Origin of the sequence: Nocardia violaceofusca NBRC 14427 (assembly GCF_963869435.1) — a bacterium.
Lineage (GTDB): Bacteria > Actinomycetota > Actinomycetes > Mycobacteriales > Mycobacteriaceae > Nocardia > Nocardia aobensis.
The window spans coordinates 53494-76776 of the sequence record NZ_CAWMPM010000028.1; the positions used below are offsets into that span (position 1 = coordinate 53494).

The 23283-nt window shown below is 67.6% G+C and carries 25 protein-coding genes; 16 read left to right on the plus strand and 9 right to left on the minus strand.

The features are described from left to right. Window positions 1–92 precede the first annotated feature (92 nt). The 3 genes from mshA (at window position 93) to AC5592_RS23110 (ending at window position 2987) form a co-directional block, all read left to right on the plus strand. Window positions 93–1445 carry a D-inositol-3-phosphate glycosyltransferase gene (gene mshA, locus AC5592_RS23100; RefSeq protein ID WP_063065415.1) on the plus strand — a complete coding sequence of 451 codons (1353 nt, stop codon included), beginning with the start codon at window positions 93–95 and terminating at the stop codon, window positions 1443–1445. Beyond that, complete coding sequence (locus tag AC5592_RS23105; protein ID WP_369974801.1) at window positions 1442–1945, plus strand: type III secretion system chaperone family protein; 504 nt, start codon at window positions 1442–1444, stop codon at window positions 1943–1945. Before mshA ends, AC5592_RS23105 begins: the two co-directional genes overlap by 4 nt. A 79-nt stretch (window positions 1946–2024) precedes the next feature. Next, on the plus strand, window positions 2025–2987 hold the full coding sequence (locus AC5592_RS23110; RefSeq protein ID WP_063065416.1) for an ROK family protein: 963 nt from the start codon (window positions 2025–2027) through the stop codon (window positions 2985–2987). A gap of 58 nt (window positions 2988–3045) precedes the next feature. Here AC5592_RS23110 and AC5592_RS23115 read toward each other — a convergent pair whose 3' ends face one another. The 6 genes from AC5592_RS23115 to AC5592_RS23140 form a co-directional block, all read right to left on the minus strand. Then, complete coding sequence (locus tag AC5592_RS23115) at window positions 3046–3267, minus strand: DUF4287 domain-containing protein (protein WP_063065435.1); 222 nt, start codon at window positions 3265–3267, stop codon at window positions 3046–3048. A gap of 85 nt (window positions 3268–3352) precedes the next feature. Continuing rightward, the gene (locus AC5592_RS23120; protein ID WP_036506016.1) at window positions 3353–4576 is read right to left on the minus strand and encodes an FAD-dependent oxidoreductase; all 1224 of its coding nucleotides are present in this window, start codon (window positions 4574–4576) and stop codon (window positions 3353–3355) included. Window positions 4577–4597: 21 nt separating this feature from the next. Beyond that, window positions 4598–5518, minus strand: a complete 921-nt coding sequence (locus AC5592_RS23125) for an alpha/beta fold hydrolase (RefSeq protein WP_063065417.1) — start codon at window positions 5516–5518, stop codon at window positions 4598–4600. A 92-nt stretch (window positions 5519–5610) separates the two neighbouring features. After that, window positions 5611–6717 (minus strand): YeiH family protein, encoded by a 1107-nt coding sequence (locus tag AC5592_RS23130; RefSeq protein WP_036506085.1) that lies wholly within the window; start codon window positions 6715–6717, stop codon window positions 5611–5613. 5 nt (window positions 6718–6722) lie between these two features. Further along, window positions 6723–6884 carry a hypothetical protein gene (locus tag AC5592_RS23135; protein WP_167332004.1) on the minus strand — a complete coding sequence of 54 codons (162 nt, stop codon included), beginning with the start codon at window positions 6882–6884 and terminating at the stop codon, window positions 6723–6725. Window positions 6885–6998: 114 nt separating this feature from the next. Beyond that, entirely contained in the window at window positions 6999–7535 is a 537-nt protein-coding gene (locus tag AC5592_RS23140; RefSeq protein WP_157163491.1) for an SLATT domain-containing protein, read from the minus strand. 149 nt (window positions 7536–7684) lie between these two features. Between AC5592_RS23140 and AC5592_RS23145 the strand changes: the two genes are divergently transcribed. From AC5592_RS23145 to AC5592_RS23170, 6 genes are all read left to right on the plus strand, one after another. Further along, the gene (locus tag AC5592_RS23145; protein WP_030516176.1) at window positions 7685–8068 is read left to right on the plus strand and encodes a hypothetical protein; all 384 of its coding nucleotides are present in this window, start codon (window positions 7685–7687) and stop codon (window positions 8066–8068) included. Between the two features lie 85 nt (window positions 8069–8153). Continuing rightward, a complete protein-coding gene (locus tag AC5592_RS23150) occupies window positions 8154–8948 on the plus strand; it encodes a hypothetical protein (protein ID WP_036506009.1) in 795 nt (264 codons plus the stop codon). 78 nt (window positions 8949–9026) lie between these two features. Then, the gene (locus tag AC5592_RS23155) at window positions 9027–9764 is read left to right on the plus strand and encodes a phosphoglyceromutase (protein ID WP_063065436.1); all 738 of its coding nucleotides are present in this window, start codon (window positions 9027–9029) and stop codon (window positions 9762–9764) included. 343 nt (window positions 9765–10107) lie between these two features. Then, window positions 10108–12159, plus strand: a complete 2052-nt coding sequence (locus AC5592_RS23160) for a CocE/NonD family hydrolase (protein ID WP_063065418.1) — start codon at window positions 10108–10110, stop codon at window positions 12157–12159. Between the two features lie 406 nt (window positions 12160–12565). Then, window positions 12566–13816, plus strand: a complete 1251-nt coding sequence (locus tag AC5592_RS23165) for a sensor histidine kinase (RefSeq protein WP_030516180.1) — start codon at window positions 12566–12568, stop codon at window positions 13814–13816. Then, window positions 13813–14502, plus strand: coding sequence for a response regulator (locus AC5592_RS23170; RefSeq protein WP_030516181.1), 690 nt, complete (start codon window positions 13813–13815; stop codon window positions 14500–14502). Before AC5592_RS23165 ends, AC5592_RS23170 begins: the two co-directional genes overlap by 4 nt. Before the next feature lie 151 nt (window positions 14503–14653). On the opposite strand, the gene AC5592_RS23175 is transcribed toward AC5592_RS23170, so the two are convergent. The 3 genes from AC5592_RS23175 to AC5592_RS23185 form a co-directional block, all read right to left on the minus strand. Further along, on the minus strand, window positions 14654–14968 hold the full coding sequence (locus AC5592_RS23175) for a hypothetical protein (RefSeq protein WP_143860062.1): 315 nt from the start codon (window positions 14966–14968) through the stop codon (window positions 14654–14656). A 78-nt stretch (window positions 14969–15046) separates the two neighbouring features. Then, window positions 15047–15685 carry an NADPH-dependent FMN reductase gene (locus tag AC5592_RS23180; RefSeq protein ID WP_083871305.1) on the minus strand — a complete coding sequence of 213 codons (639 nt, stop codon included), beginning with the start codon at window positions 15683–15685 and terminating at the stop codon, window positions 15047–15049. A gap of 24 nt (window positions 15686–15709) precedes the next feature. Then, on the minus strand, window positions 15710–16549 hold the full coding sequence (locus AC5592_RS23185) for a DUF3109 family protein (protein ID WP_063065437.1): 840 nt from the start codon (window positions 16547–16549) through the stop codon (window positions 15710–15712). 167 nt (window positions 16550–16716) lie between these two features. Here AC5592_RS23185 and AC5592_RS23190 point away from each other — a divergent pair, with 167 nt between their 5' ends. The 7 genes from AC5592_RS23190 to AC5592_RS23220 all read left to right on the plus strand — a co-directional run bounded on the left by AC5592_RS23190 (window position 16717) and on the right by AC5592_RS23220 (window position 23090). Beyond that, window positions 16717–17712 carry a Ppx/GppA family phosphatase gene (locus tag AC5592_RS23190; RefSeq protein WP_051025200.1) on the plus strand — a complete coding sequence of 332 codons (996 nt, stop codon included), beginning with the start codon at window positions 16717–16719 and terminating at the stop codon, window positions 17710–17712. Window positions 17713–17748: 36 nt separating this feature from the next. Continuing rightward, window positions 17749–19410 carry an Rv0497 family membrane protein gene (locus tag AC5592_RS23195; RefSeq protein ID WP_036506004.1) on the plus strand — a complete coding sequence of 554 codons (1662 nt, stop codon included), beginning with the start codon at window positions 17749–17751 and terminating at the stop codon, window positions 19408–19410. A gap of 32 nt (window positions 19411–19442) precedes the next feature. Continuing rightward, entirely contained in the window at window positions 19443–20324 is an 882-nt protein-coding gene (locus AC5592_RS23200) for a sugar phosphate isomerase/epimerase family protein (RefSeq protein ID WP_036506002.1), read from the plus strand. A 318-nt stretch (window positions 20325–20642) separates the two neighbouring features. After that, complete coding sequence (locus AC5592_RS23205; RefSeq protein ID WP_051025206.1) at window positions 20643–21473, plus strand: thioesterase family protein; 831 nt, start codon at window positions 20643–20645, stop codon at window positions 21471–21473. Window positions 21474–21544: 71 nt separating this feature from the next. Continuing rightward, a complete protein-coding gene (proC, locus tag AC5592_RS23210; protein WP_036506000.1) occupies window positions 21545–22363 on the plus strand; it encodes a pyrroline-5-carboxylate reductase in 819 nt (272 codons plus the stop codon). A gap of 167 nt (window positions 22364–22530) precedes the next feature. Beyond that, window positions 22531–22758, plus strand: coding sequence for a helix-turn-helix domain-containing protein (locus tag AC5592_RS23215; RefSeq protein ID WP_030516190.1), 228 nt, complete (start codon window positions 22531–22533; stop codon window positions 22756–22758). 230 nt (window positions 22759–22988) lie between these two features. After that, complete coding sequence (locus tag AC5592_RS23220) at window positions 22989–23090, plus strand: 30S ribosomal protein bS22 (RefSeq protein ID WP_003402602.1); 102 nt, start codon at window positions 22989–22991, stop codon at window positions 23088–23090. Window positions 23091–23283 lie beyond the last annotated feature (193 nt).

The following is a 23283-nucleotide window of genomic DNA, read 5'->3' on the forward strand; positions in this document are numbered from 1 at the left end:
GCACACCCACCTCCCAGCGGTGGGTGTGACTACGCTCACTCGAGCCTCGCGCGCGTAACGGTTGACGCGTCGAGGCGTGCACACTGGAGTGTGTGAGTTATCGCCCGGATCAACGTCCGCATCGGATCGCGGTGTTGTCGGTGCACACCTCTCCACTCGCGCAGCCGGGTACCGGCGATGCGGGCGGGATGAACGTCTACGTGCTGCAGTCGGCGCTCCAGCTGGCTCGCCGCGGCGTGGAGGTGGAGATCTTCACGCGGGCGACGTCCTCCAACGACGAGCCGGTGGTCGAGGCCGCGCCGGGGGTGCTGGTGCGGCATGTGGTGGCGGGACCGTTCGAGGGGCTGGACAAGCACGATCTGCCGACTCAGCTGTGTCCGTTCGCGGCGGAGGTGTTGCGTCAGGAGGCCCGGCAGCTGCCCGGCTACTACGACCTGATTCATTCGCACTACTGGCTGTCGGGGCAGGTGGGCTGGCTGGCCCGGGATCGGTGGCGGGTGCCGCTGGTGCATACCGCGCACACGCTGGCCGCGGTGAAGAACGCATTCCTGGCCGAGGGGGATTCACCGGAACCGCTGTCGCGGGTGGTGGGTGAGAAGCAGATCATCGCCGAATCGGATCGGCTGGTCGCCAATACCGCGGAGGAGGCCCGCCAGCTCGTCGAGCTGTACGGCGCCGAATCCGGGCGCATCGACGTGGTGCCGCCGGGTGCGGATCTGTCCCGCTATCGACCCGGAGACCGGGCGGCCGCGCGCGCCGAATTCGGTATCGAGCCGGACGAGCAGGTGGTGGCCTTCGTCGGCCGGATCCAGCCGCTCAAGGCTCCCGATGTGCTCGTGTTCGCGGCGGCCGAGGTGCTGCGCGCCGAACCCGAGCGCAAGCTACGCGTGCTCATCGTGGGCGGGCCCTCGGGGACGGGTATGGATCGTCCGGACGCGTTGATCGAGTTGGCCGCCACGCTCGGCATCTCGGATCGGGTGACGTTCCTGCCGCCGCAGCCGCCCCATCGTCTGGTGCAGGTGTACCGGGCCGCGGATATGGTCGCGGTGCCGAGTTACAACGAGTCGTTCGGCCTGGTCGCCATCGAGGCGCAGGCCAGTGGCACGCCGGTGCTGGCCGCCGACGTCGGCGGGTTGAGTACGGCTGTGCGAGACGGTGTTTCGGGCATGTTGGTGTCGGGCCACCGGGCCGACGAGTGGGCGGCGGCCCTGCGCGGCCTGCTCGACGATCCGGAACGGCTGCGGCGGATGGGCGCGGCCGCGGTGGATCATGCGGCCGGCTTCTCCTGGGAACACACGGCCGACGGTTTGCTCGACTGCTACGGCGAGGCGTTGGCCGGACATCGGGGTGTGCGTTCGCGAATGCCGGGTACGTTGCTGACAGAGGGCAGTCAAGCCAGGTCGCGGGCGCTGTGGCGGCGCCGGATGGGAGTGGTACGCCGGTGAGTGACACCATCGCGCAGACCGCGCAGCTGATCGACGACACCGTGCGTGAGCGCGAGATCGACTACACCCGCGAGGGCCGGGACACCTTCGTCGTGGTGCTGCCCGGTGAGCGCAAGCTGAAGACGACGGTCATGCTGACGGTCGGCAAGCACGGCGTGCGCGTCGAATGCTTCGTCTGCCGCAAGCCCGACGAGAACTTCGAGGGCGTCTACAAGTACCTGCTGCGCCGCAACCGCCGCCTCTACGGTGTCGCCTACACCCTGGACCGGGTCGGCGACATCTATCTGGTCGGCCGTATCGCGACCCATGCCGTGACCCCGGACGAACTGGACCGCGTCTTCGGTCAGATCCTGGAGGCGGTCGACGGCGACTTCAACGTGCTGCTGGAGCTCGGCTTCGCGGAATCCATTCGGCGCGAATGGAAATGGCGTGTCTCGCGTGGCGAATCGCTGAAGAACCTGCGGGCGTTCGAGCATCTGGTCGACACCGAGGAGTCCTGAGGACCGTCCGCCCCGCCCGATGTCCGGCGCCGGGTACCGTGCATCCGATCGGGTGATGCGCTGAGGAGGCGGTGGCGAGATGGGCGTGCTGGCTGTGGATATCGGCGCGACGAAACTCGCCGCGGCCGTCGCGACGGCGCCGATCGAGGCAGTTCCGTACGACGACCCCGCATTGCGACCCCGTTCGCTGTCCCTGTTGCGGCACATGCGCCGGGTCGACGTGCCTTCCCGGGGAGCCTGGGATGCCTGCCGCGAGCTGCTGCGGCAGGTGGTAGCTGCCGCATCGGCCGACGACACCTGTGGCACCGGCGAATTCGAGGTGACCTCGATCGGGATCGCCGCCGCCGGCCCGGTGGATGTCGGTGCCGGTAGCACCGCGCCCTTGAACATTGCCGAGTGGCGTGATGGCTTCTCGATCGTCGCCGCGGTGCGAGAATTGTTCCCCGAGGCCGATATTCGATTCGCGATCGATGGCGCGGCCTTGGCATTGGCGGAGTATCGCGTCGGTGGTTTACGCGGTGTCCGTTCCGGATTGGCGATGACGGTCTCCTCCGGAATCGGCGGCGGCATCGTCAGCGACGGCCGAGTTCTCGTGGGCCGCACCGGAAATGCCGGGCACGTCGGCCATATCGTGGTACCGGGCTGGGATGTGCCGTGTGCCTGCGGCGGTGTCGGATGTGTGGAGGCCGTCGCGAGTGGCATGTCCTCGGTCCGGTGGGCACGCGCACAGGGCTGGACGGGAACGACCGGGATGGAACTGGCGCGCTCCGCCGGAGCGGGTGACGCCGTCGCCGCGGCCGCGCTGTCGCGCGCGGGGACAGCTCTGGGACAAGCCATTTCGTCTGCCGCCGCGATGCTCGACATCGACCGTGTCGTGATCGGTGGCGGTTTCGCCGAATCCGGCGCCCCGCTGTGGGATCCGCTGCGGGCGGCGGTGGTGAAACATGCCGGCCTCGGCTTCATCCGTAAACTTCGTGTCCTGAAATCTCCGATCGCGGACGGAGCCACGCTGGTGGGCGCGGCGGCTCTCGCGACCGATTGAGGACGAGGGCCGGTTCGACGGCCGGCGCCTGCGCGCTGTCGGGCCGAGCCCGTGCTGCCTACCCGTTGTCGATGCTGCGCACATGCGCGACGAGCGCGTTCGCATGCCCGTGCCCCAGCCCGTGCTCGCTCTTCAACCAGGCGACCAGCTCCATATGCTTGGTCAGCTCCGACCCGCGAACGACCTCGAACCACTCCTCGACGGGCCGGCCGTACTTCTTCTCGATGGCAGGGAAGTAGGACGCCGGACCCTTCACCGCTGCGGTGCTCTGTTCGCTCATGTTCATGTGGACGGTATCGATCGGCGGAACTCATCCACATCGGAAAGTGATGTGCGACACATGCTCTCTGTGAGGCGGGCGGCGCCTACCCGAGGGCACTGCTGTTCCGGACATTCGGCGGGTAGTCGTCCACGGTCATGGAGTTGTAGACCCGGGCGCTCGTGGTGGTGAGCCGGAGGAAGGTGCGGGCGGCGCCGGTGGGCAGGGCGGAGAGCAGGCGAGTGGCCTGCACCAGTCCGGTGACACCGAGGCGGGAGGACGGAATCAGCGTTTTCGCCGCGCTCGAGGCGACCGCACGGCTGTCGCGTATGTGATCTGCCATCGCGTGTTCGTAGGCGGGGAAGGCTCGTTCGTAATCGCCGCCCGCCCGGGCCAGTTCACCGGCGAGTACGTAGGCGCCGACGACGGCGAGGGTGGTGCTGCCGCCGACGGCCGGGCCGGGGCAGTAACCCGCATCGCCGACGAGTGTCACCCGGCCACGCGACCAGCTGCCCATCCGCAGCTGGGCGATGGAGTCGAAATAGAACGCCGGGCTGTGGTCGAGTTCGTCCAGCCATTGCCACACCTCGGGATCGAAGTCGCGGAAGGCGTTGCGCAGCAGAGCCTTCTGCCGCGGTATGTCGCGATGGTGACAGTCGAGTTCGCGCTCGCTGCGGAACAGGAACAGCGCTCGGGCGTCGCCGAGGTGACGCGCGCCGTACATGCCGGCGGTGCGCCCGACGCCGACGTGGATGTGGAGTTCACGGTCCAGGCCGGAGTCGGGCAGCGTCAGCACCGCGAGATAGGCGCCCGCGAACACACGGAAGCGGGACTCCTCGCCGAAGACCAGGCGGCGCACGGTCGAATGCAGTCCGTCCGCGCCGACCACCAGGTCGAAGCGGCGGGGTGCGGCGTGGTCGAACCGCACCTCGCCCTCGGTGGAGATCGAGGTGACCGAATCGCCGAAGAGATATTCGACGTCGTCGCGGGTGGCGTCGTAGTAGATCTCGCTCAGATCGTCGCGCATGATCTCGGCGTGCCGATCCGAGGTGGCGCCGAAGATCTTGGCGAGATCCACCCGTACGGGACCGCGCCCGCCCTCTGGGTGCAGAACCATCCGGCTGGTTCCGGTGGCGCGCTCCTCGATCCGAGGCAGCACGCCCATCTTTTCCGAGATGTCCATCGCGGGCCGGAACAGGTCCACGGCGTGACCGCCCGTCTTGCGCGGTGCCGGCACGCGTTCGACGACCGTCACGGAGTAGCCGTGGCGGGTGAGCCAGTACGCGAGCACCGATCCGGCGATACCGGCGCCGGAGACGAGAATTCGCATCGAATCGTCCGATCGTGTGGCTCAGTACTTTTCGGCGAAGTCGCGCAGGAGTTCTCCGGTGGGGCCGGGCTCCTCGATCATCGGGCTGTGCCCGCAGTCGAGCGATTCGATCCGCACTCCGGGCACGCTCCGATAGTCCTGGAACGATGCCGCCGGCCAGCGGTGGTCCCGGGAGCCGTAGAGCACCAGGCTCGGCAGCCCGAGATCGGCGAGGCGGTCCGGTTCCCGGCGTTCCCGCAGATAGACGTCCGACGCGTCGGAGGTCGCGGTGATACTGCGGTAGGTCATGCCGTGGAAGTCGTCCACGAGCTGCTGCGGGATCGCGACGTCGCGAGTGAACGCGCTGCTCATGGCGTATCGAATGGCGGCATCCGGGAGCAGGGGCCACAGCGGTTGCCCGATCTGCGGGACGAACAGCAGGTTGCCGAGTGGGCCGTTGTCGGTGAAGGCGTCCAGGCGCGACCCGGTGCTGATCAGTCCGATCGCGCTCACCAGGTCGCGGCGCTGAGCGGCGAGTTCGGTCGCCACGTACCCGCCGGTGGAGTGCCCGACGGCGATCGCGCTCCGCACGCCGAGGCGGTCGAGGACCGCTCCGACGCGATGTCCCTGCTCGGCCATGCTGTAACCGCTGTCCGGTTTGGCCGACCGGCCGTGGCCGAGCAGGTCGACGCGCACCACGTAGAAGTCCGCCAGCGCGGGCAGGACCGGATCCCACCACGAGACCGAGCCGCCGGTCCCGTGGATCAGCACCACCGCCCGCGCGCTCGGCGCCCCGCTGGTGACGACGTGGATATCGCCATCCGGTAGCCGCACCATCCGGTCCACGGAATCGTCCGGTGCGGCCGTCGCGACCCCTGCGGTATTCCCGACGAGCAGTGCGGTGAGCGCGGTGACCAGCAGCAGCATCGCGCGTTTCGCTCGGCCGGCAGCGGCAGTTTCCATATCTCCTCCTGAGGACGATGGCGAATGCCATGACTGTCCCGGAGGACGCGGGTGCGCGTCTTGTAGAAATGTCGGCCGCTACCGGCTGTCCGTCAGTCGACCACGCCCCAGTGCAACACCCGGACGGTGAACAGCACCAGTCCCAGCGACACCGTCGCGACCACGACCAGGCCGACCACCGCCACCGCCAGGGGCCGCCATCCGCTGCGCCCCAATTCCCGGAAATCGGTGTTGAGACCGACGCCGGCGAAGGTGAGCAGGAAGGCCCATTTCGACAGGTTGGCCAGGTTGGCCAATTGCGCCTTGTCGATCCAGTGGGCGGTCGCCAGCGCGGAGACCGCCAGGAAGCCGAGGACGAACTTCGGGAACTTCGCCCACACGAAGGCAGCCTTGGCGCGCAGACCGGGCGCGATGGTGTCGGCCTCACCGCGGGAAGCCCAGTACAGGCCGAAGCCCAGGACCACGAATCCGATGAGCGCGTTGCGGGTCGATTTCACCAGCACCGCCAGTTTGCCTGCGGCGTCGGAGTAGGCGTAGCCGGTCGCGGTGGTTTCGGCGGTGTTGTCCACGGCCAGACCCGCCCAGAGGCCGAATTCGTGATCGGTCAGCCCCAGGCCGTGGCCGATCGCGGGAAGCGTGAACAGTGATACCGCGCCCAGTGTCAGGATCGCCGCGATGGCATAACCGACGTCCGCATTGCGGGCCCGGATGGCTCCGCGCGCGGCCACGATCGCCGAGACGCCGCAGATCGAGGTGCCCACGGCCAGTAGCGATCCCAGCTTGCCGGACAGGCCGAGCAGCCGTGCCACGGTGAGAATGATCGCGCCCGCCACCGTCATATCGATGAGGATCAGCACGAAGCTGGTGCCACCCAGTTTCGCCACATCCCCGAGGACGAAACGGGATCCCAGCGCCACGATGCCGGCCTTCAACCAGAATTCGTAGGTGCCGATACCGGGCTTGAAAATCCGGTGCACCCCAACGGTATTGGCGATGATCAATCCGAAGACGATGGCCCACAGGACATATTCGATATCGGGGAAGCGCCAGTGGTGAGCGTGGACGAAGTCGTTCACCCGGATCTGGGTGTACTTGCCGAGCAAGCCGACCGCCACCAGCAGCGCGATGCCCGGCAGATAGGCCAGAGCGCCCCGCAGGTTCACCGATTCCTCTGTCGCGGTTGTCGTTTCGGTAGCCATGGCGATCACCACGGAATCTTCGGCAGGGCGTCGGCGACGGCGAGCAGCACGAACACGCCCGCGACGATCACCGCCCACCAGTCGACGCCGATCCGCCGGAAGACGGAAGGTTCCGGGGCCGATGCCCCCGAACCTTCCCGGTCGGGTACCACACCCGGTTCGCTCATGGCCGACTCCCTCATAGCCGTCGATCGCGGTGACTTCTGCGATCAGGCGTCATCATGAGCGCCGTCGAGTCGGCGGGAAAGTAATCGAATCAACAAGATTCGAGAAGGACGGGTCTAGCGTTCCTTGCCCGTGTCGGTGACTTCGCGCGCCAGCGGCTGGGTTCGGCGCATGGAGGTCCACGCTTCCAGATCTTCGGCGAGGATCGCGTTGAGTTCGATCATCGCCTCGCGGGCGAGCAGGTCGCGATCCTCGTGCTGGGCTCGCCGCAGTTCGACGCCGCGCAGCAAGGTCTGGAGCTGGCCGATGATGACACTGCGCTGGATCCACATCTCCCGATGGCGATACAGACCGTCCCAGGCGGTGACCACGCCGATCGATGCCGCGAGTCCCGTGCTGAGCAGGCCGATCCACGGCGCCTGGAAGACCGCCACCGCGGTACCGAGCACGGCGATGACACCGTTGGCGACGGCGGTCCATACGACCACCCGTTTGGCCCGGGTCTTGACGACCAGGCGGGAGCGTTCGTACTCGTTCCGGTAATAGATCAGGTAGTGCAGGCTCACGGTCAGGGCGTCGGCGTCGCTGGGCGGCGAAGGGGGGCTGTGCAGCCCCGAGGAGTGACTTCCGCGCGTATTTCTCGACAGTCGCATGGAACAGGGAGGTCCTAGCGGGAGTGCGGTGCTGGGTTGATATGGAGGTGGATAAGGTAGCAGAAGTGGTTGCATTTGGGTGGCATTTTCAGCTACACTGATCTCACCGCCGTGTTGCGGCAGGCTCGTGCACTGGAGGGTTGAGACCGATGACCGTTGCGAACGCTCTCGCCATCACCAGTCATGTCGATACGGCCAAGCTGCGTCCGGCGGAGCTCGCGCGACAGCTCGTCCAGCATCTGGGTCCGACCCTGGTGGCGTTGATCGCCGGTGTCCGAGACCGCAAGCTGCCGCACAAGTGGTCCCATGCCGAAGGTCCGACGCCCAGGGATGCCGCCCTGGCTCGCCTGCAGGTCGCGCATCGGTGCTGGATCATCCTGGCGACCGCCGAGGACAGTGATGTGGCGCGGTCGTGGTTCATCGGAGCCAATCCGCGACTGGGCGAGGAGTCGCCCGCCCTGGCCATCCGTGCGGACCGATTCCGCGAGACCATCGCTGCCGCAGTGGCATTCGTCGACGGCTCGGACAACTGACTCGGTCGACCGGGGCGCGCGGTGAAGCCCGCCTTCGATAAACTCCCCTCTTTGGGAAGCTATCGGAAGAGGGAGACCGGTGTCTGTGCGCGAAACCCGAAATGCTCGGCGCTGCGCCAAGACCGGTTTCGCGCTTCTGCCCGCTGCCTCGCGTGAGGTCTATCGGCTGGCGAAACCGTCCTACGGACCGCTCAATCCGCTCCAGCGCGGGATCTCCAGTGACGAATCACGAACGGACTGGAACCGTTACGACGTCGAAGGCCAGCAGACCGTCTACGCCGCCAGTACCGAACAGGGCGCGTACGGAGAGCTTCTCGCACCGCTCAAGCCGAAACTTCCTCGCCGCGCATCCCACTATTTCGACGACGTCGCCTCCGACGACGAGCTCGAATCGCTGATCAAAGAGGAGTGGCAGAGCTCGGGATATCGGCCGCCGCGTGAGCTGAACATGTTGTGGCTCAGTGAATACAAGCTCTACCACCTGAGACTGCCGACGCACGGATGGTTCATCGATATCGAGGCGGCCTCGAGCCTGTCGGCGATCGCGCGGTATGCCCCCATCGCACTCGTGGAGCGCGGTCTGCGGGAGGTCACGGTCGCCGAACTGCGCGGCGGCGAGCGCTGGCTCACCACGGCGATCTCCACGCGGATCTGGCAGATCACTCTCGACGACGACAGCCTCGCGCACGGCATCGCCTACGGGTCGCGGCACGGCAGCGAATGGGACTGCTGGGCCATCTGGCTGCGCAGGACCGGTCTCGCGCACACCGCGAACGGACTCGTCACATCGGCGGATTCGGGCGCCGAGGTGTTGCCTCCGCCGATCAACCCCGCTCTGCAGGCGATTCTGACCGCCTACGATCTCACCGTGAGCTGGTAGGCCGCGCTCGCGGCGGTCGCGAGCGTCCGATCCGGCGCAGCTGAAATCCGCCTGCGCGGCACCGCTAGCATGACCTGCATGACGTACACCCTCGTGTTGCTGCGCCACGGCGAAAGCGAATGGAATGCTCTCAATCTGTTCACCGGCTGGGTGGATGTGCACCTGACCGACAAGGGTGTCGCCGAGGGCAAACGGGCCGGTGAACTGCTGGCCGAGCACGGCATTCTGCCCGATATCGTCTATACCTCGCTGCTGCGGCGGGCGATCAGCACCGCGAATATCGCCCTGGACGCCGCGGATCGGCACTGGATTCCGGTGGTGCGGGACTGGCGGCTCAACGAGCGGCACTACGGCGCGCTGCAGGGTAAGAACAAGGCCCAGATCCGCGATCAGTACGGCGACGACCAGTTCATGATGTGGCGTCGCAGCTACGACACCCCGCCCCCGCCGATCGAGGCCGACAGCGAATACAGCCAGAGTGGCGACGCGCGCTACGCCGGTATCGACGTGCCGGCGACCGAATGCCTGAAGGATGTCGTCGCCCGCATGGTCCCGTATTGGGAGTCCACGATTTCCAGCGAACTGGTGGCCGGAAAGACCGTTCTGATTGCGGCACACGGAAATTCACTGCGCGCGCTGGTGAAGCATCTGGACGCGATTTCCGACGAGGATATCGCCGGCCTCAACATTCCCACGGGTATTCCGCTGCGCTACGAACTGGACGAAAATCTGCGCCCGATCGGTCCGGCCGAGTATCTGGACCCCGAGGCGGCAGCCGCGGGTGCGGCCGCGGTCGCGAGCCAGGGCGGTAAATAGACCGGATTCTCCGCACTTTCCGACGCGCCGTGGTCATCGACCGCGGCGCGTCGTCGTATCTTGTGAGCTGCATCTCTTCTGCCGATTCGTAGCTATCGAATTGCCCATATGGCGGTTCGTGTCCCGAATTGCACTGCCGGTAGTGGCGTCCGGGCCGGTGGGGAGTGGTGTGGATAACTTCCGGTAGGTAAACCGCGGGACTTTCCGCTGGTCATCGACGTGGATGAGGGGCTGAGAAGTTGAGAGTTTTTCCTTGCAGAAGTTGTAACGGCTGGTTTGCAACTTACTCCGCAGTAGATACACTCTCGGTCGTTCGACCATTTCGAGAGGCGGATCACGTTCGATGAAGTACGCGTTACGCGCCACAGTTGCCGCCGTCGCCGCCGCGGTGACCGTCCCGTTCTTCGCCACTCCGGCCCAGGCCGGACCCGTCGCGACCGGCCCGGACGGTGGCGCCGCCGGCGCCGCGTGGACCGCCACCCAGGACGGCCCGCAGCAGTATCCGAACATCCACATCGACTGGGATGTGCCGATCACCATGAGCGACGGCACGGTGCTGAAGGGCAATGTGTACCGCCCCGCCGACGCCGCCAGCCGTCCGGTCGACACCCGCACCCCGGTCGTCGTGAACATGACGCCCTACACCAAATTGGTGTCGAATCTGGCCGATCACGCGGGCTCGGTTCCGGGTCTGTCCGACGCGCTGCTGGGACTGTTCCGCCAGATCGATATGAGTGGCACTCCGCTGTCCGGGGTCACCGATCTGACCAAGGCCTTCGGTGGCGGCGAGCTTCGCAACTTCTCCGTCGACCGTCAGCTGATCAAAAGCGGTTACACCCAGGTCGTCATCGATGTCCGCGGCACCGGCTTCTCGCAGGGCGAATGGGATATGTTGCGGCAGCGCGAGCAGCAGGACACCGTCGAGGTGATCGACTGGGCGTCGCGGCAACCGTGGTCGGACGGCAAGGTCGGGATGACCGGCATTTCCTATTCGGGCATCAATCAGGTCCAGGTCGCGGAGAAGCAGCCGCCCGCGCTGAAGGCGATCTTCCCGGTGGTGCCCGGCAGCGATCTGGTCGACGATGTGCTCGCCCCCGGCGGCGGCTTCGGCTTCAACTTCATTCCGTTGTGGCTCACCGCGATCAACACCCTCAAATGGGTCCCGGACGTGCAGTCGATCGTGACCGGCAAATTCGACACCGCCTGGCTGAACGACCGGATCAGCGATCCGTACACCTATATGGACGTCCTGCTGAACGCCTACACCAACACCGATATGAACACCCTCGATCCGCGGGCGAAGGACATGTTGAACGACATGTCCGCGCAACGGCAGGCGTGGATCGGTGATCCGGGCCGAATTCAGGTGCCGACCTTCGTCACCGGCGGCTGGCACGATCTGTTCACCTACTCCGAATCCAAGATCTACAACCAGATCCCGCTGCCGCCCGGGCAGAAGCAGCTGTTCATGGGCAACACCTACCACCTCAACTCGGGCAACGAGTACGGCAAGCCCGGCCTGCCGCCGCGGCTGGACGTCCTGCAGCGCGCGTGGTTCGACAAGTGGCTCAAGGGAATCGACAACGGCATCGACACCTACGGTCCGGTGACGCTGCGCGAACAGGGCGGCGGCTGGGTCACCCAGGGCGGTTTCGGGCCGTCGGCGCCGGCCGAGGAGGCGGCGAAGTACCGCCGCATGTACCTGTCCGCTGATCGCAGCGGCACCGCGAACAGCGTCTACGACGGCTCGCTGACCGGTGAATTCACCGGTGCGCCGACGCGTCTGACGGTGGCGCCCGGTCTGACCACGGTGTGCTCCAACGATGCCGCGCAGGCCACCGCCGGTGTGCTCGCGATCATCAACGGCTGCGCCGCGGACTCGCGCATCGCGGAAACCGACGCGCTCACCTTCACCAGTGCGCCGGTCGCGGGCGAGACCACGATCTCGGGCCCGATCGCGGTGCGGCTCAACACGGTTCAGGACGCCGCCGACGGCTACTGGACGGTGACGGTGAACGACGTCGCGCCCGACGGGCAGTCGACGGTGCTGTCCTCGGGACAGTTGATGGCCTCGCTGCGTGAGGTCGACGAGGCGAACAGCGCCCGTTCCGAGAACGGCGACTACACCGATCCGCGGGCCTACACCTCGCTGGACAAGCGCCTGCCCACGGTTCCCGGTGAGGTCACCGAGCTGAATATCGCCCTGCCCGCCACCCGGGCCGTCCTCGCGCCGGGCCATCGGCTGCGGGTGGACGTGTTCGCCGGCAACTTCCCCAAGGGCCTGCCGATCGCGCCGATGCTCGCCGACACCGGCCTGAAACCCGAGCATCTGCAACTGGATCCGAACGCCCCGAGTTTCGTGAACATCCCGGTCAAGGGAGACTCCGGCTGGTGATCCGGTAGGGGACTCCCCGACGGTCCCGGGAACGTACAACGGCGTACGTACCCGGGACTTTTCGTTTTCCGCCGGTGCGCGCGGCGCGTCTCCCGCCGGTGCCCGCGGCGCGGAATTGAGGCGCACCTCACAACCGGCATACGCCGCGAGGCCGGGCGACGCGGGCCGACCGACACGCCGGAGGTGTTCACGCGCGATTCGCGCGGCCTCCAGATGTGCGGTGCCGCAAGGCAAACTGTCCGCGCGACCATTGCCATGCGGCCGAAAACCGCCGGTCGAGGCCGATCCGGGGCTCGGCCAACTTTGTGTGAACACCCGGCCAACGATCGCGGAATCAGCCGTGACCTGCGCGAAACTTCGTCAACCCGGGTTTGGAGTACGTGTCCGCGACCGTACGATTCTCTATGTGAGCGTTCCCCAGGCCGTGCTGCTTGCAGTCCTCGCGGCCGTAGTCGGTCTGGCCGTCGGTGGCCTGGTCATCCCGTACATGAACGCCCGGCAAGCCGAGCGCCGCGCGGCCGAATCCGGCTTGACCATGTCGCAGGTGCTGGATCTGATCGTGCTGGCCTCGGAGAGCGGCATCGCCGTGGTCGACGAATATCGCGACGTGGTGCTGGTCAACCCGCGCGCCGAGGAACTGGGCCTGGTCCGCAACCGGTTGCTCGACGAACGCGCCTGGGCGGCGGTGGAGAAGGTGATCGCGACCGGCGAGGACGTCGAGTTCGACCAGACGCTGAAGAATCCGCTGCCCGGCCGCAATAGTATCGCCGTGCGCGGCGTGGCCCGTCCGCTCTCGCGCGGCGATTCGAACTTCGTCGTGCTGTTCGCCGACGACGACTCCGAACAGGCCCGTATGGAGGCCACCCGCCGCGATTTCGTCGCCAATGTCAGCCACGAGCTCAAGACCCCGGTCGGCGCGATGAGTCTGCTCGCCGAGGCCATGCTGGAGTCGGCCGACGATCCGGATTCGGTGCGGCATTTCGGTCAGCGACTGGTCAGCGAATCGAACCGGATGGGCAAGATGGTCACCGAGCTGATCGCGCTGTCGCGGCTGCAGGGGGCCGAGAAGCTGCCGCAGCTCGAGGCGGTCGACGTCGACACGGTGGTCAATGCCGCGATCGAACGGTCCCGCACCGCCGCCGAGGCCGCCGGAATCACCGTCAGCACCGACGCCAACAGCGGGCTCGAGATACTCGGCGACGAAACTCTGCTGGTGACGGCACTGTCGAATCTGGTCGAGAACGCGATCAACTATTCGCCGAAGGGTTCGCACGTGTCGGTGAGCCGTTCGCTGCGCAACGGCCACGTCAATATCGCGGTCACCGATCGCGGCATCGGCATCGCCAAGGAAGACCAGGAACGGGTTTTCGAACGTTTCTTCCGCGCGGACAAGGCGCGTTCGCGCGCCACCGGCGGAACCGGGCTCGGGCTGGCTATCGTCAAGCACGTGGCCGCCAATCACAACGGGGAAATCACGTTGTGGAGCAAATTGGGCACCGGTTCCACGTTCACGCTGCGTATTCCAGCGGTCGAATCCGGCAACCAGAATTCCGCCGCCCCGGCGGAGAGGAAGAGCCCCACCGCAATCGGGGTGGGCAAGAACGACGACGGTCCGCGCCGGCGGACCGGACAAAACGGTGTGGAGGCAACCCGATGACCAGTGTGTTGATCGTCGAGGACGAGGAGTCGCTGGCCGATCCGCTCGCGTTCCTGCTGCGCAAGGAGGGCTTCGAGGTCACGGTCGTGGGCGACGGGCCATCCGCGCTGTCGGAATTCGACCGCTCCGGCGCCGATATCGTGCTGCTGGATCTGATGCTGCCCGGGATGAGCGGCACCGACGTGTGCAAGCAGCTGCGCACCCGCAGCAGTGTGCCGGTGATCATGGTGACCGCGCGCGACAGCGAGATCGACAAGGTGGTCGGCCTGGAACTGGGGGCCGACGACTACGTCACCAAGCCGTACTCCTCACGGGAACTGATCGCCCGCATCCGGGCGGTGCTGCGCCGCGGCGCCGGCGAGGAGATGGACGGGTCCGGCGAGAGCGGCGTGCTCGAGGCCGGCCCGGTGCGCATGGATGTGGACCGCCACACCGTGCAGGTCAACGGCAAGTCGGTGACGCTGCCGCTGAAGGAATTCGATCTGCTCGAATACCTGCTGCGCAATTCCGGCCGGGTGCTGACCCGCGGCCAGCTGATCGACCGCGTCTGGGGCGCCGATTACGTCGGCGACACCAAGACCCTGGATGTCCACGTCAAGCGGCTGCGGTCGAAGATCGAGGCCGATCCGGCCAAGCCCGAACATCTGGTGACCGTGCGCGGGCTCGGGTACAAGCTCGAGGCCTGATTCCGCCGGAACGGCGAAGCCGCCGGAACGAGGAAGCCGCGGAAACGAGGAAGCCGCGGAAACGAGAAAGCCGCGAGGCCCGACGGGTCTCGCGGCTTTTCCGTATCGACTTTTCGAATCGACTTGTCGAATCGACGTCGGCTGCCGTCGGCTAGACGACGTGCACCCACGCGGTGCCGATCTGCGGCAGCTCCTGCTTCTGCAGCTGGAACCAGCCGAAGTCGTCACGCTGCCAGCAGTCGTCCAGCGGCGCGGTGTCGTCGTGGCACGCGATCGGGCGGGAGGTGCCGTAGGGGCTCACGATGACCTGCTTGCCGTTCTCCTTCGCGGACAGCACCGCCGGGTCGTTGTAGACGACGAAGTTGTCGTTCTGCAGCGAGTAGTGCGCCGGATCGGTGGCGGGATCGGCGTGCGCGGCGGGAGCCAGCGTCAGGGCCGCACCGGCGGCGAGTGCTGCAGTAGCCAAGAATTTCCTCATCATGGTTTATGCCTATCACGGGTATGTGAAGCGCGCATGGCGAGGCGATGACCGTACAGAGATACTTCACAATTCCCGCGACGCGGCCGCGGCCGAGAGATAGGCGCCGATCGCGGCGACGGATTCGGCGAGAGCCTGTCGCACCGTCGCGTCCGCGATCGTTCCGTCGGCCCCGATCATGCTGCCCAGCACCGTCATTCGCCGGCACGCGGATTCGATTTCCACCGCGCCGACATATCCGAGCACCGTGCGCAGCGATGTGATCGCACCTTCACCGCGGCCCGCGGCCGCCACCGAAATCCAGGCCACCGGTTTCTCGTGCAGATCCGCGGCCCCGACGGTCCACTCCAGCAGATTCTTCAGGCTGCCGGGAATGAAGCCGGCGTATTCGGGCGCGCAGAACACCACGGCATCGGCGGCCGCGAGTCGCTCACGCAACGCGTGCACCGCCGGCGGGGCGGGTTGGTCACCGGGAACGAAGGCCGGAATATCGACCAATCCGGTGAACAATTCCGCGGTGCATTCCGGTGCGGCGATTTCGGCGAAGGTGCGCAACGCGGCGGTGTTGGTGGATCCCGGCCGGGTACTTCCGGAAATCAACAGGATTCGAGGTGCGCCGGGGCGTGATACCGCAGAATCGGATCCCGCGGAGTCGGTCTCGGCGACGGAGGACTCGGATGCCGGCGTATCCGGCGCAATACCCATATTCGTACGAAATGGGTTGGCGGATCAGATATTCCCGGCTGGGTCGGTTTCCGTCTTCTCGCGCGCGGCGGTCGTGGCCGGATGCACCGCGATCAATCCCAGCCCTTCGCGCCGGCGGCAGTGCCGGGCGAGTTCGTCGTAGGCCGGCTGCCCGATCAATTCGATCAGTTCGGGCGCGTAGGACTGCCAGACCGGGCGGCTGCCGACATGCGCGTCGGGCGAACCCGAGCAGTACCAGTGCAGATCCAGGCCACCCGGGCCCCAGCCGCGCCGGTCGTATTCGGTGATGGTGGTGCGCAGGATCTGTTCGCCGTCGGGCCGGTCGACCCAGTCCTGGGTGCGCCGGATCGGCAGCTGCCAGCACACCTCGGGTTTCACCGTCAGCGGCTCGATGCCCTTGCGCAGGGCCATCGTGTGCAGGGCGCAGCCGATTCCGCCGGCGAAGCCCGGACGGTTGAGGAAGATGCAGGCGCCCTCGTAGCGGCGAGTGCGGATGGCCGGCTCGTCGTCGAGTTCGTCCTCTTCCAGATACAGCTTCTTGCGGACCTTGCCGTCGCGGTCGCGCGCCTCGTCCATCAGCTGCCAGTCCTGCGGCGTGAGCATCTTCACGGCCTTGGCCAGCTTCTTGCGGTCGTCGTCGTCGCTGAGGAAGGCGCCGTGCGAACAGCAGCCGTCGTCCGGGCGGCCCTCGATGATGCCCTGGCAGGCCGGCGTGCCGAAGACACAGGTCCAGCGCGACAGCAACCAGGTGAGGTCGGCCGCGATCAGATGCTCGGCGTTTGCGGGATCGACGAATTCGATCCACTCCCGCAGGAAGTCGAGATCGACCTCCGGTGCCGGATCGATCTTCGCAGCTGGTCGCAGCCCGGTCGGCGCCGTGTCCGGCGAGAAGGGGGTGGGCGCGGATGCTCCTGCGGTCACATCGCCAGACGCTAACAGCTTCCCCGCTCGAGCCCCACTCCCGGGCTGGTGGGTCGGGGGAGTTCGGATTCGTCCTCCGGTGCTCGCACCGTCCCCGGTACCGTATTCATGTGCGGCTCGGTGTTCTCGATGTGGGAAGTAATACCGTCCACCTGCTCGTGGTGGACGCGCATCGGGGTGGGCACCCGATGCCGATGAGCTCGACGAAGGCCACCCTGCGGCTGTCGGAGAATATGGACGACGCGGGCTGCATCACGCCCGAGGGCGCGGCCAAGCTCACCAAGACGATCACCGAATTCGCCAGTATCGCAAAGACTTCCGGCTGCGTGGAGCTGATGCCCTTCGCGACCTCGGCGCTGCGGGAGGCGGCCAATTCCGATGCCGTGCTGGCGCAGATCCGCGCGCGCGCCGGTGTCGATCTGCGGGTGCTGTCGGGTGTCGACGAGGCCCGGCTGACGTTCCTGGCGGTGCGGCGCTGGTACGGGTGGAGTGCGGGGCGCATTCTGAACCTCGACATCGGCGGGGGATCGCTCGAGATGAGCAACGGCTGCGACGAGGCGCCCGATGCGGCGCTGTCGCTGCAGTTGGGCGCGGGCCGGCTGACCAGAGACTGGCTGAACGGCGATCCGCCGGGCAAGCGGCGGGTGGCGGTGCTGCGGGACTGGCTCGACGCCGAGTTGGTGATCCCGGCCAAACAACTGCTGGAGGTCGGGCGCCCGGATCTGGCGGTGGGCACCTCGAAAACCTTCCGCTCGCTGGCCCGGCTGACCGGAGCCGCCCCTTCGGCCGCGGGACCGCGCGTGCGGCGTAGTCTCACCAGTTCCGGTCTGCGGCAGTTGATCGCATTCATTTCTCGGATGACCGCCGCCGATCGCGCAGAATTGGAAGGTGTCAGTTCCGACCGGTCCCAGCAATTGGTGGCCGGCGCGCTCGTGGCGGAGGCGAGTATGCGGGCATTGTCCCTCGATACGCTCGAAATCTGCCCGTGGGCGCTGCGCGAAGGACTGATCCTGCGCAAACTGGATACCGACCCGGGTACCGACCCGGGTCCGGGTAGTACTCGGCCCATCGGAGTGCCGGGCCCGACCGAGGCCGTATCGGGATGATCGATTCGGGCAGCGGTCTATCGGAAAGGAGCCGGCATGAGTGAGGATTCGACCCAGCTGTCGGTCGCCGAACTGCTGGCGCGCAACGGCCAGGGAGTTCCGGCGTCGGGCGGCGGGCGGCGCCGCAGAGGCGGACGCGGCATCGCGGTCACCGACCTGACCGGCGACCTGCCGGCGGTCCGGGAGGGTTCCTCCTCGCACGCCGCCCCGGAGGCCGAGCCGGATCCGGAACCGATGCCCGACTTCCAGCTCTCGGTACCCGGGTACGAAGCCGAATCACCGCTGTCCGGCCCGATCAGTTTCTACGATCCGCTGGCCGCCGCTCCGGAGGCGCCGAGCGCGCCGAACTCCTGGGACTCGCCGGGATACGGGGCGAGCGGTTTACCGTCCGCCTCGTTCGAATCGCCGGGCGGATACGGCTCAGCGCCCGAGTTCGGCGCGGCACCCGGATTCGACGCTCCCGGATACGGCGCTTCCGGATACGACGCCCAGCCCGATTCCACCCGGCACGCCGCGCCTGAGGGCGCTCCCGCCCCGTACGGCGTGGATTCCGCGCCGGCGCCCACCGGCCGCCGCGCCCGCCGCGAACTGCGGGAGGCGCTGGCCGAGCGGGAGGCGGCGGGTTCGTTCGCCGCTCCGGAAGCGCCGGTGGATTCGGGTCGGACCGGGCGCCGGCATCGGCCGGAGCCCGACGAGCGCAACACCGTGATGGTGCCGCCGTTCCGGGGCGGGATGGGAACCGACGCCACGCCGCCGACTACTGCCTGGGCGCCGCCACGCCCGCCCGAAACTTCTTCGCCGCCCCGCGAATTCGGCGCTCCGGCAGGCCGCGAATTCGGTGCCCCCGAGTACCCCACCCCGGGCCGCGCGGATCTGCCGCGCCGCAACGGTGCGAAGCCGGGACGCGACGGGGCCGATGCGCCCGACGGCCTCGCGGGCGGTCGCAACGGCGCCGACGCGGGCCGGGGTCTCCCCGCGTGGTCGGCCCGGCGGCGGCCGGGTGCTCCGGTTTCGGCTCCCCGTGATTTCGACGAATCCGGACCGGGCGGCCACGAGGACGAGCCGGCCGAGGATCGGTCGCCGGGATGGTCGCTGGCCGCTTCCGAGCAGCCGCTGCTGTCCGGGCAGACCGTTGCCGGAGATCTGCTGCGCGACGCCGGAGCTCGTGAGGAGCGGCGCGAAGCCGCAGCGCGCCGGGATCGCGGGCCGCGCCGCGGGGTCATCGATCTGCTCGATCCGGCCGAGGCGCGCACCGAGTTCTACGCACCGGTCGAACTCGACGAGCCCGAGGACGACTACGACGACGATCTGCTCGACGACGAGGAGATCGAGGCCACCCCGCGCCGGCGCCGGGCCGCCCCGCGCGGATTCTCGCTGCGCGACAAACTGCCGCAGCTGAGCCGGCCGGCTCCGCGCCGCGGCTCGGTCGAGGACCTGAACCGCCGGCAGTGGATGATCCTGGGCGGCCAGGCCGTCGGTGCGGCGGTCGCGGGAATGTTGCTGTTCAAGGGCTTCGAGCAGATGTGGGACATCATGCCGTTCGTGGCCCTGGTGCTGGCGATGGTCGTGATCCTCGGTCTGGTCGCGCTGGTTCGCGTACTGCGCCGCACCGACGACATCCTCAGCACGGTGATCGCGGTCGTTGTGGGCATCTTCGTGACGCTCGGACCGCTAGCCTTTCTTCTCAGCACGAACTGAGCAGGGAGCAGCAAGTGGGGTACAGCGGTCAGGTGGGGACCACCGTTCAGGTGGGGTTGTCGACGGCGTCGGTCTATCCGGAGAACACCGAGGCGGCGTTCCGGTACGCCGCCGACTTGGGTTACGACGGCGTGGAATTGATGGTCTGGGCCGAACCGGCCAGCCAGAACATCGCCACCGTCCAGTCGTATGTGCGCCGGTACTCGGTGCCCGTGCTGGCGGTGCACGCGCCCTGTCTGCTCATTTCGCAGCGGGTGTGGGGTGCCGATCCGGTGGCCAAGCTCGAACGCAGTGTGCGGGCCGCGGAGGCGCTGGGGTCGGCGACCGTGGTGGTGCATCCGCCCTTCCGCTGGCAGCGGCGCTATGCGGAGGGCTTCGCGCAGCAGGTGGGCGAACTCGAGGACAGCAGTCCGGTCGTCGTCGCGGTGGAGAACATGTTCCCCATGCGCGCCGACACGCTGTTCGGGCGTCGCTCCGGCTCGGCGCGCCGGCTGGAACGCCGTGGCGGACCGGGACTTTCCGTCACCGCGTTCAGCCCGTCCTACGATCCGACCGACACCGGCTTCCGGCACTACACCCTGGATCTGTCGCACACCGCGACCGCCGGAATGGACGCGCTGACCTTGGCCGACCGCATGGGCAGCGGTCTGGCGCACCTGCACCTGGCCGACGGCCGCGGCGCCGCGCACGACGAACACCTGGTTCCCGGTGAGGGTGCGCAGCCCTGTGTGGAAGTGTGTGAAGCGTTGGTGCGCAACGATTTCCGCGGTCATGCCGTGATCGAGGTGAACACCCAGAACGCGCGGACCACCGCCGACCGCGCGGCGATGCTGGGGCGGTCGCTGCGGTTCGCCCGCACCCATCTGAACAATCTGCAGCCGGCGCCGGGGCGGGAACCGACCCGGCAGGGTTGATTTGCCTCCGCTTCGCTCCGGCGGGTCTCGGCCCGCCTCGATTTTCACTCCTCCGGTCAGTCGCTGCGCTCCCTCCCTCCGTCGCTCCAAAATCGAGGCGGGCCGAGACCGTTCATATGTCCTCGTGCCCGGGGCGTACGGGCAGTCCGCGCGGGAAGGCGTTCGTCACACCCGTAGGGAATCGAGCGACCTTCCGGCAGACTTATACGGTGTACGAGCCGGTCGGAACCGGCTGGGCCCACGGAGAGGAGCGGCGGGGTGACGGAACTGGCGGTCGAGACGGTACGACCGGAGGTGGACGACGCACCGTTCAGCCGGGTGTGCGCGGTGACCGAGGTGGAGGCTTCCGCGGAGCTCGCGCGCTATCGCGGCGTCATCGATCCGGTGTGGACGATCGGTAAGAAACTGCACGGCGGGACCATGATCGCCGCGTCGGCGGCAGCCGCCACCACCCGGTTGCGCACCACGCACCCCGATCTGGCCGAGATGTTCCCGATCGCGGCGAGCACCGATTTTCTCGGCGCCCCCGATCCCGGCGAGGTCGAGTACGAGGTCCGTATCCGCAAGACGGGCCGCCAGATCTGCCTGGTCGACGCCGATCTGGTCCAGGGTGGCCGCACGCTGGTGCATTCGGCGTTCACCTTCGGTCACCTCGATGACGCCGAACCGGCCTATCGCCGCGAGACCGTGGCGGATATGCCGCCGGAGCCCCCCGCCGACGCCCTGGGATACGACGCGCCGGATTCTCCGATGGGCCGGTTGGTCAACGTCGCACGGGGCGCGTCGGTGGCGATCGACCCGTCCTGGGCGCGGTTCCTGTCCGGCGAGCGGGGCGAGCCCCGGCTGCGGTTGTGGATCCGTCCGCGCGCCGGTGACGGCAGCGATCCGGACGTCGCCGCCTATTTCGCCATGATGGCGGGCGATATGAGCCCGCCGGTGCCGATGAATATGGGCCGGTTCGGCTGGGCGCCGACCGTGCAGCTCACCACCTACCTGCGGCGGCGGCCCGCGCCGGGCTGGCTGCGGGTCATCGCGACCGCCCACGAGATCGGTGAGCGCATGTTCGACGAGGACCAGTTGGTGCTCGACAGCACGGGCGCGGTGGTGGCGCAGACCCGCCAGCTCGCGTTGATTCCGCTGCCGCGCTGATTCGCTGCCTCGCCGGTCCCTGATCGCCCCTGCCCCGCATCGCTCGCCGCGCACGGATAGCCTTGGGCCTCATGACGAGAATTGCGGTGATCGGTGGCGGACGGATCGGCGAGGCGTTGATCGCCGGGCTGCTCGAGGCCGGGCGACCGGGTAAGGATCTGGTCGTGGTCGAGACGGTGACGGCCCGCGCGCAGGTGTTGAGCGAGCGGTTCGGCATCCGCGTCACCGACAGTCTGGCCGAGGCCGCGGCGGGCGCGGATGTGCTGGTGGTCGCGGTGAAGCCGCACGATGTCGACGCCGTGCTGACCGAACTCGGCAAACTCGAACTCGACAACGACCGCGATCAGATCCTGGTGTCGCTCGCGGCCGGCGTGACCACCGCCCGGGTGGAGTCGAAGTTGCCCGCCGGATTCCCGGTGGTGCGGGTCATGCCGAACACCCCGATGCTGGTCGGCCAGGGCATGAGCGCGATCGCGGCCGGCCGGCACGCCAAATCCGCCGAGCTGGACACGGTCTCGGAACTGCTGGGCGCGGTCGGCAGGGTCGTCACCGTCGCCGAGAGCCAGATGGACGCGGTGACCGCGGTGTCCGGCTCCGGACCCGCGTACTTCTTCCTGGTGGTCGAGGCCATGGTGGAGGCCGGTGTCGGCCTCGGGCTGACCCGGGACGTGGCCACCGAACTGGTGGTGCAGACCATGCTCGGCTCGGCGGCGCTGCTGGAGGAATCCGGCCAGGATGCCGCGGAGTTGCGTGCCGCGGTGACCTCGCCGGCCGGGACCACCGCGGCGGCCGTGCGCGAGCTCGAGCGCGGCGGCGTGCGTTCGGCGTTCTGGGAGGCGCTGCACGCGGCCAAGCGCCGCTCGGTCGAACAGGGGGCGACCGGCGAGTAACCGCGCGGTGGCCGCCGGGTGTGACGTGACATCCGCTGGTGACACTGCTATTTCTCCCACCCGTCGCAGCAATCCCACTGGTCACGCTAAGCTCGAGGGAGCACGTGCGTGTCTGTTCCGCCGGTGGGGAAGCCGGCGGCGCGGACGTGCCGGAGGTCAGTGGCGCAATGATGTCTGGAAACAGCTCTGCGAGTTCCGGTCCTGTCATCGGCGGTGGAGGAACGCAGTTCCTCACCGTTGCCGAGGTGGCGAATCTGATGCGGGTTTCCAAGATGACGGTGTATCGGCTGGTTCACTCGGGAGAACTACCCGCTGTCAGAGTCGGTCGATCGTTCCGGGTACACGCCAAGGCGGTACACGACTACCTGCAGACGTCGTACTTCGACGCCGGGTAGAGACGTGTGGACGCCGGTCGGCGGTGTCGGCGACCGGGCACATCGGTGCCCGTTTCGTTCGCCGTGGGTTGGCCCGGTACGATGAACCACCGTTGTGTTACCCGCTGCCGATCTGGGTCAGGTCGGGAGCTGAACACTGGTTGCCAGGCGGCCGCCGAGCGAACCGGAAGATGGGCGTACGTAACCGGCGTGCGTGCCGAGGGTAGAGAGAGAACGCGAGGAACAACCCTATGGGTTCTGTGATCAAGAAGCGCCGTAAGCGGATGTCGAAGAAGAAGCACCGCAAGCTGCTTCGCCGTACGCGCGTGCAGCGTCGCAAACTCGGCAAATAAGTCTTACACGCTGGAAATTAGCTGAAAGCCCGCCACCGTTTCAGGTGGCGGGCTTCAGCATTTGTTTCCGGTGACTGAAGTCATCGTTAGATCCTGGTAAATACTGTCGGCCACCTCCGTAACAGCCGCTACTCTGGTTAACGGAACTAGCCAAAGCAGGGGTGCACAGGTGGGATTCGGCGTGGGTTCGGAT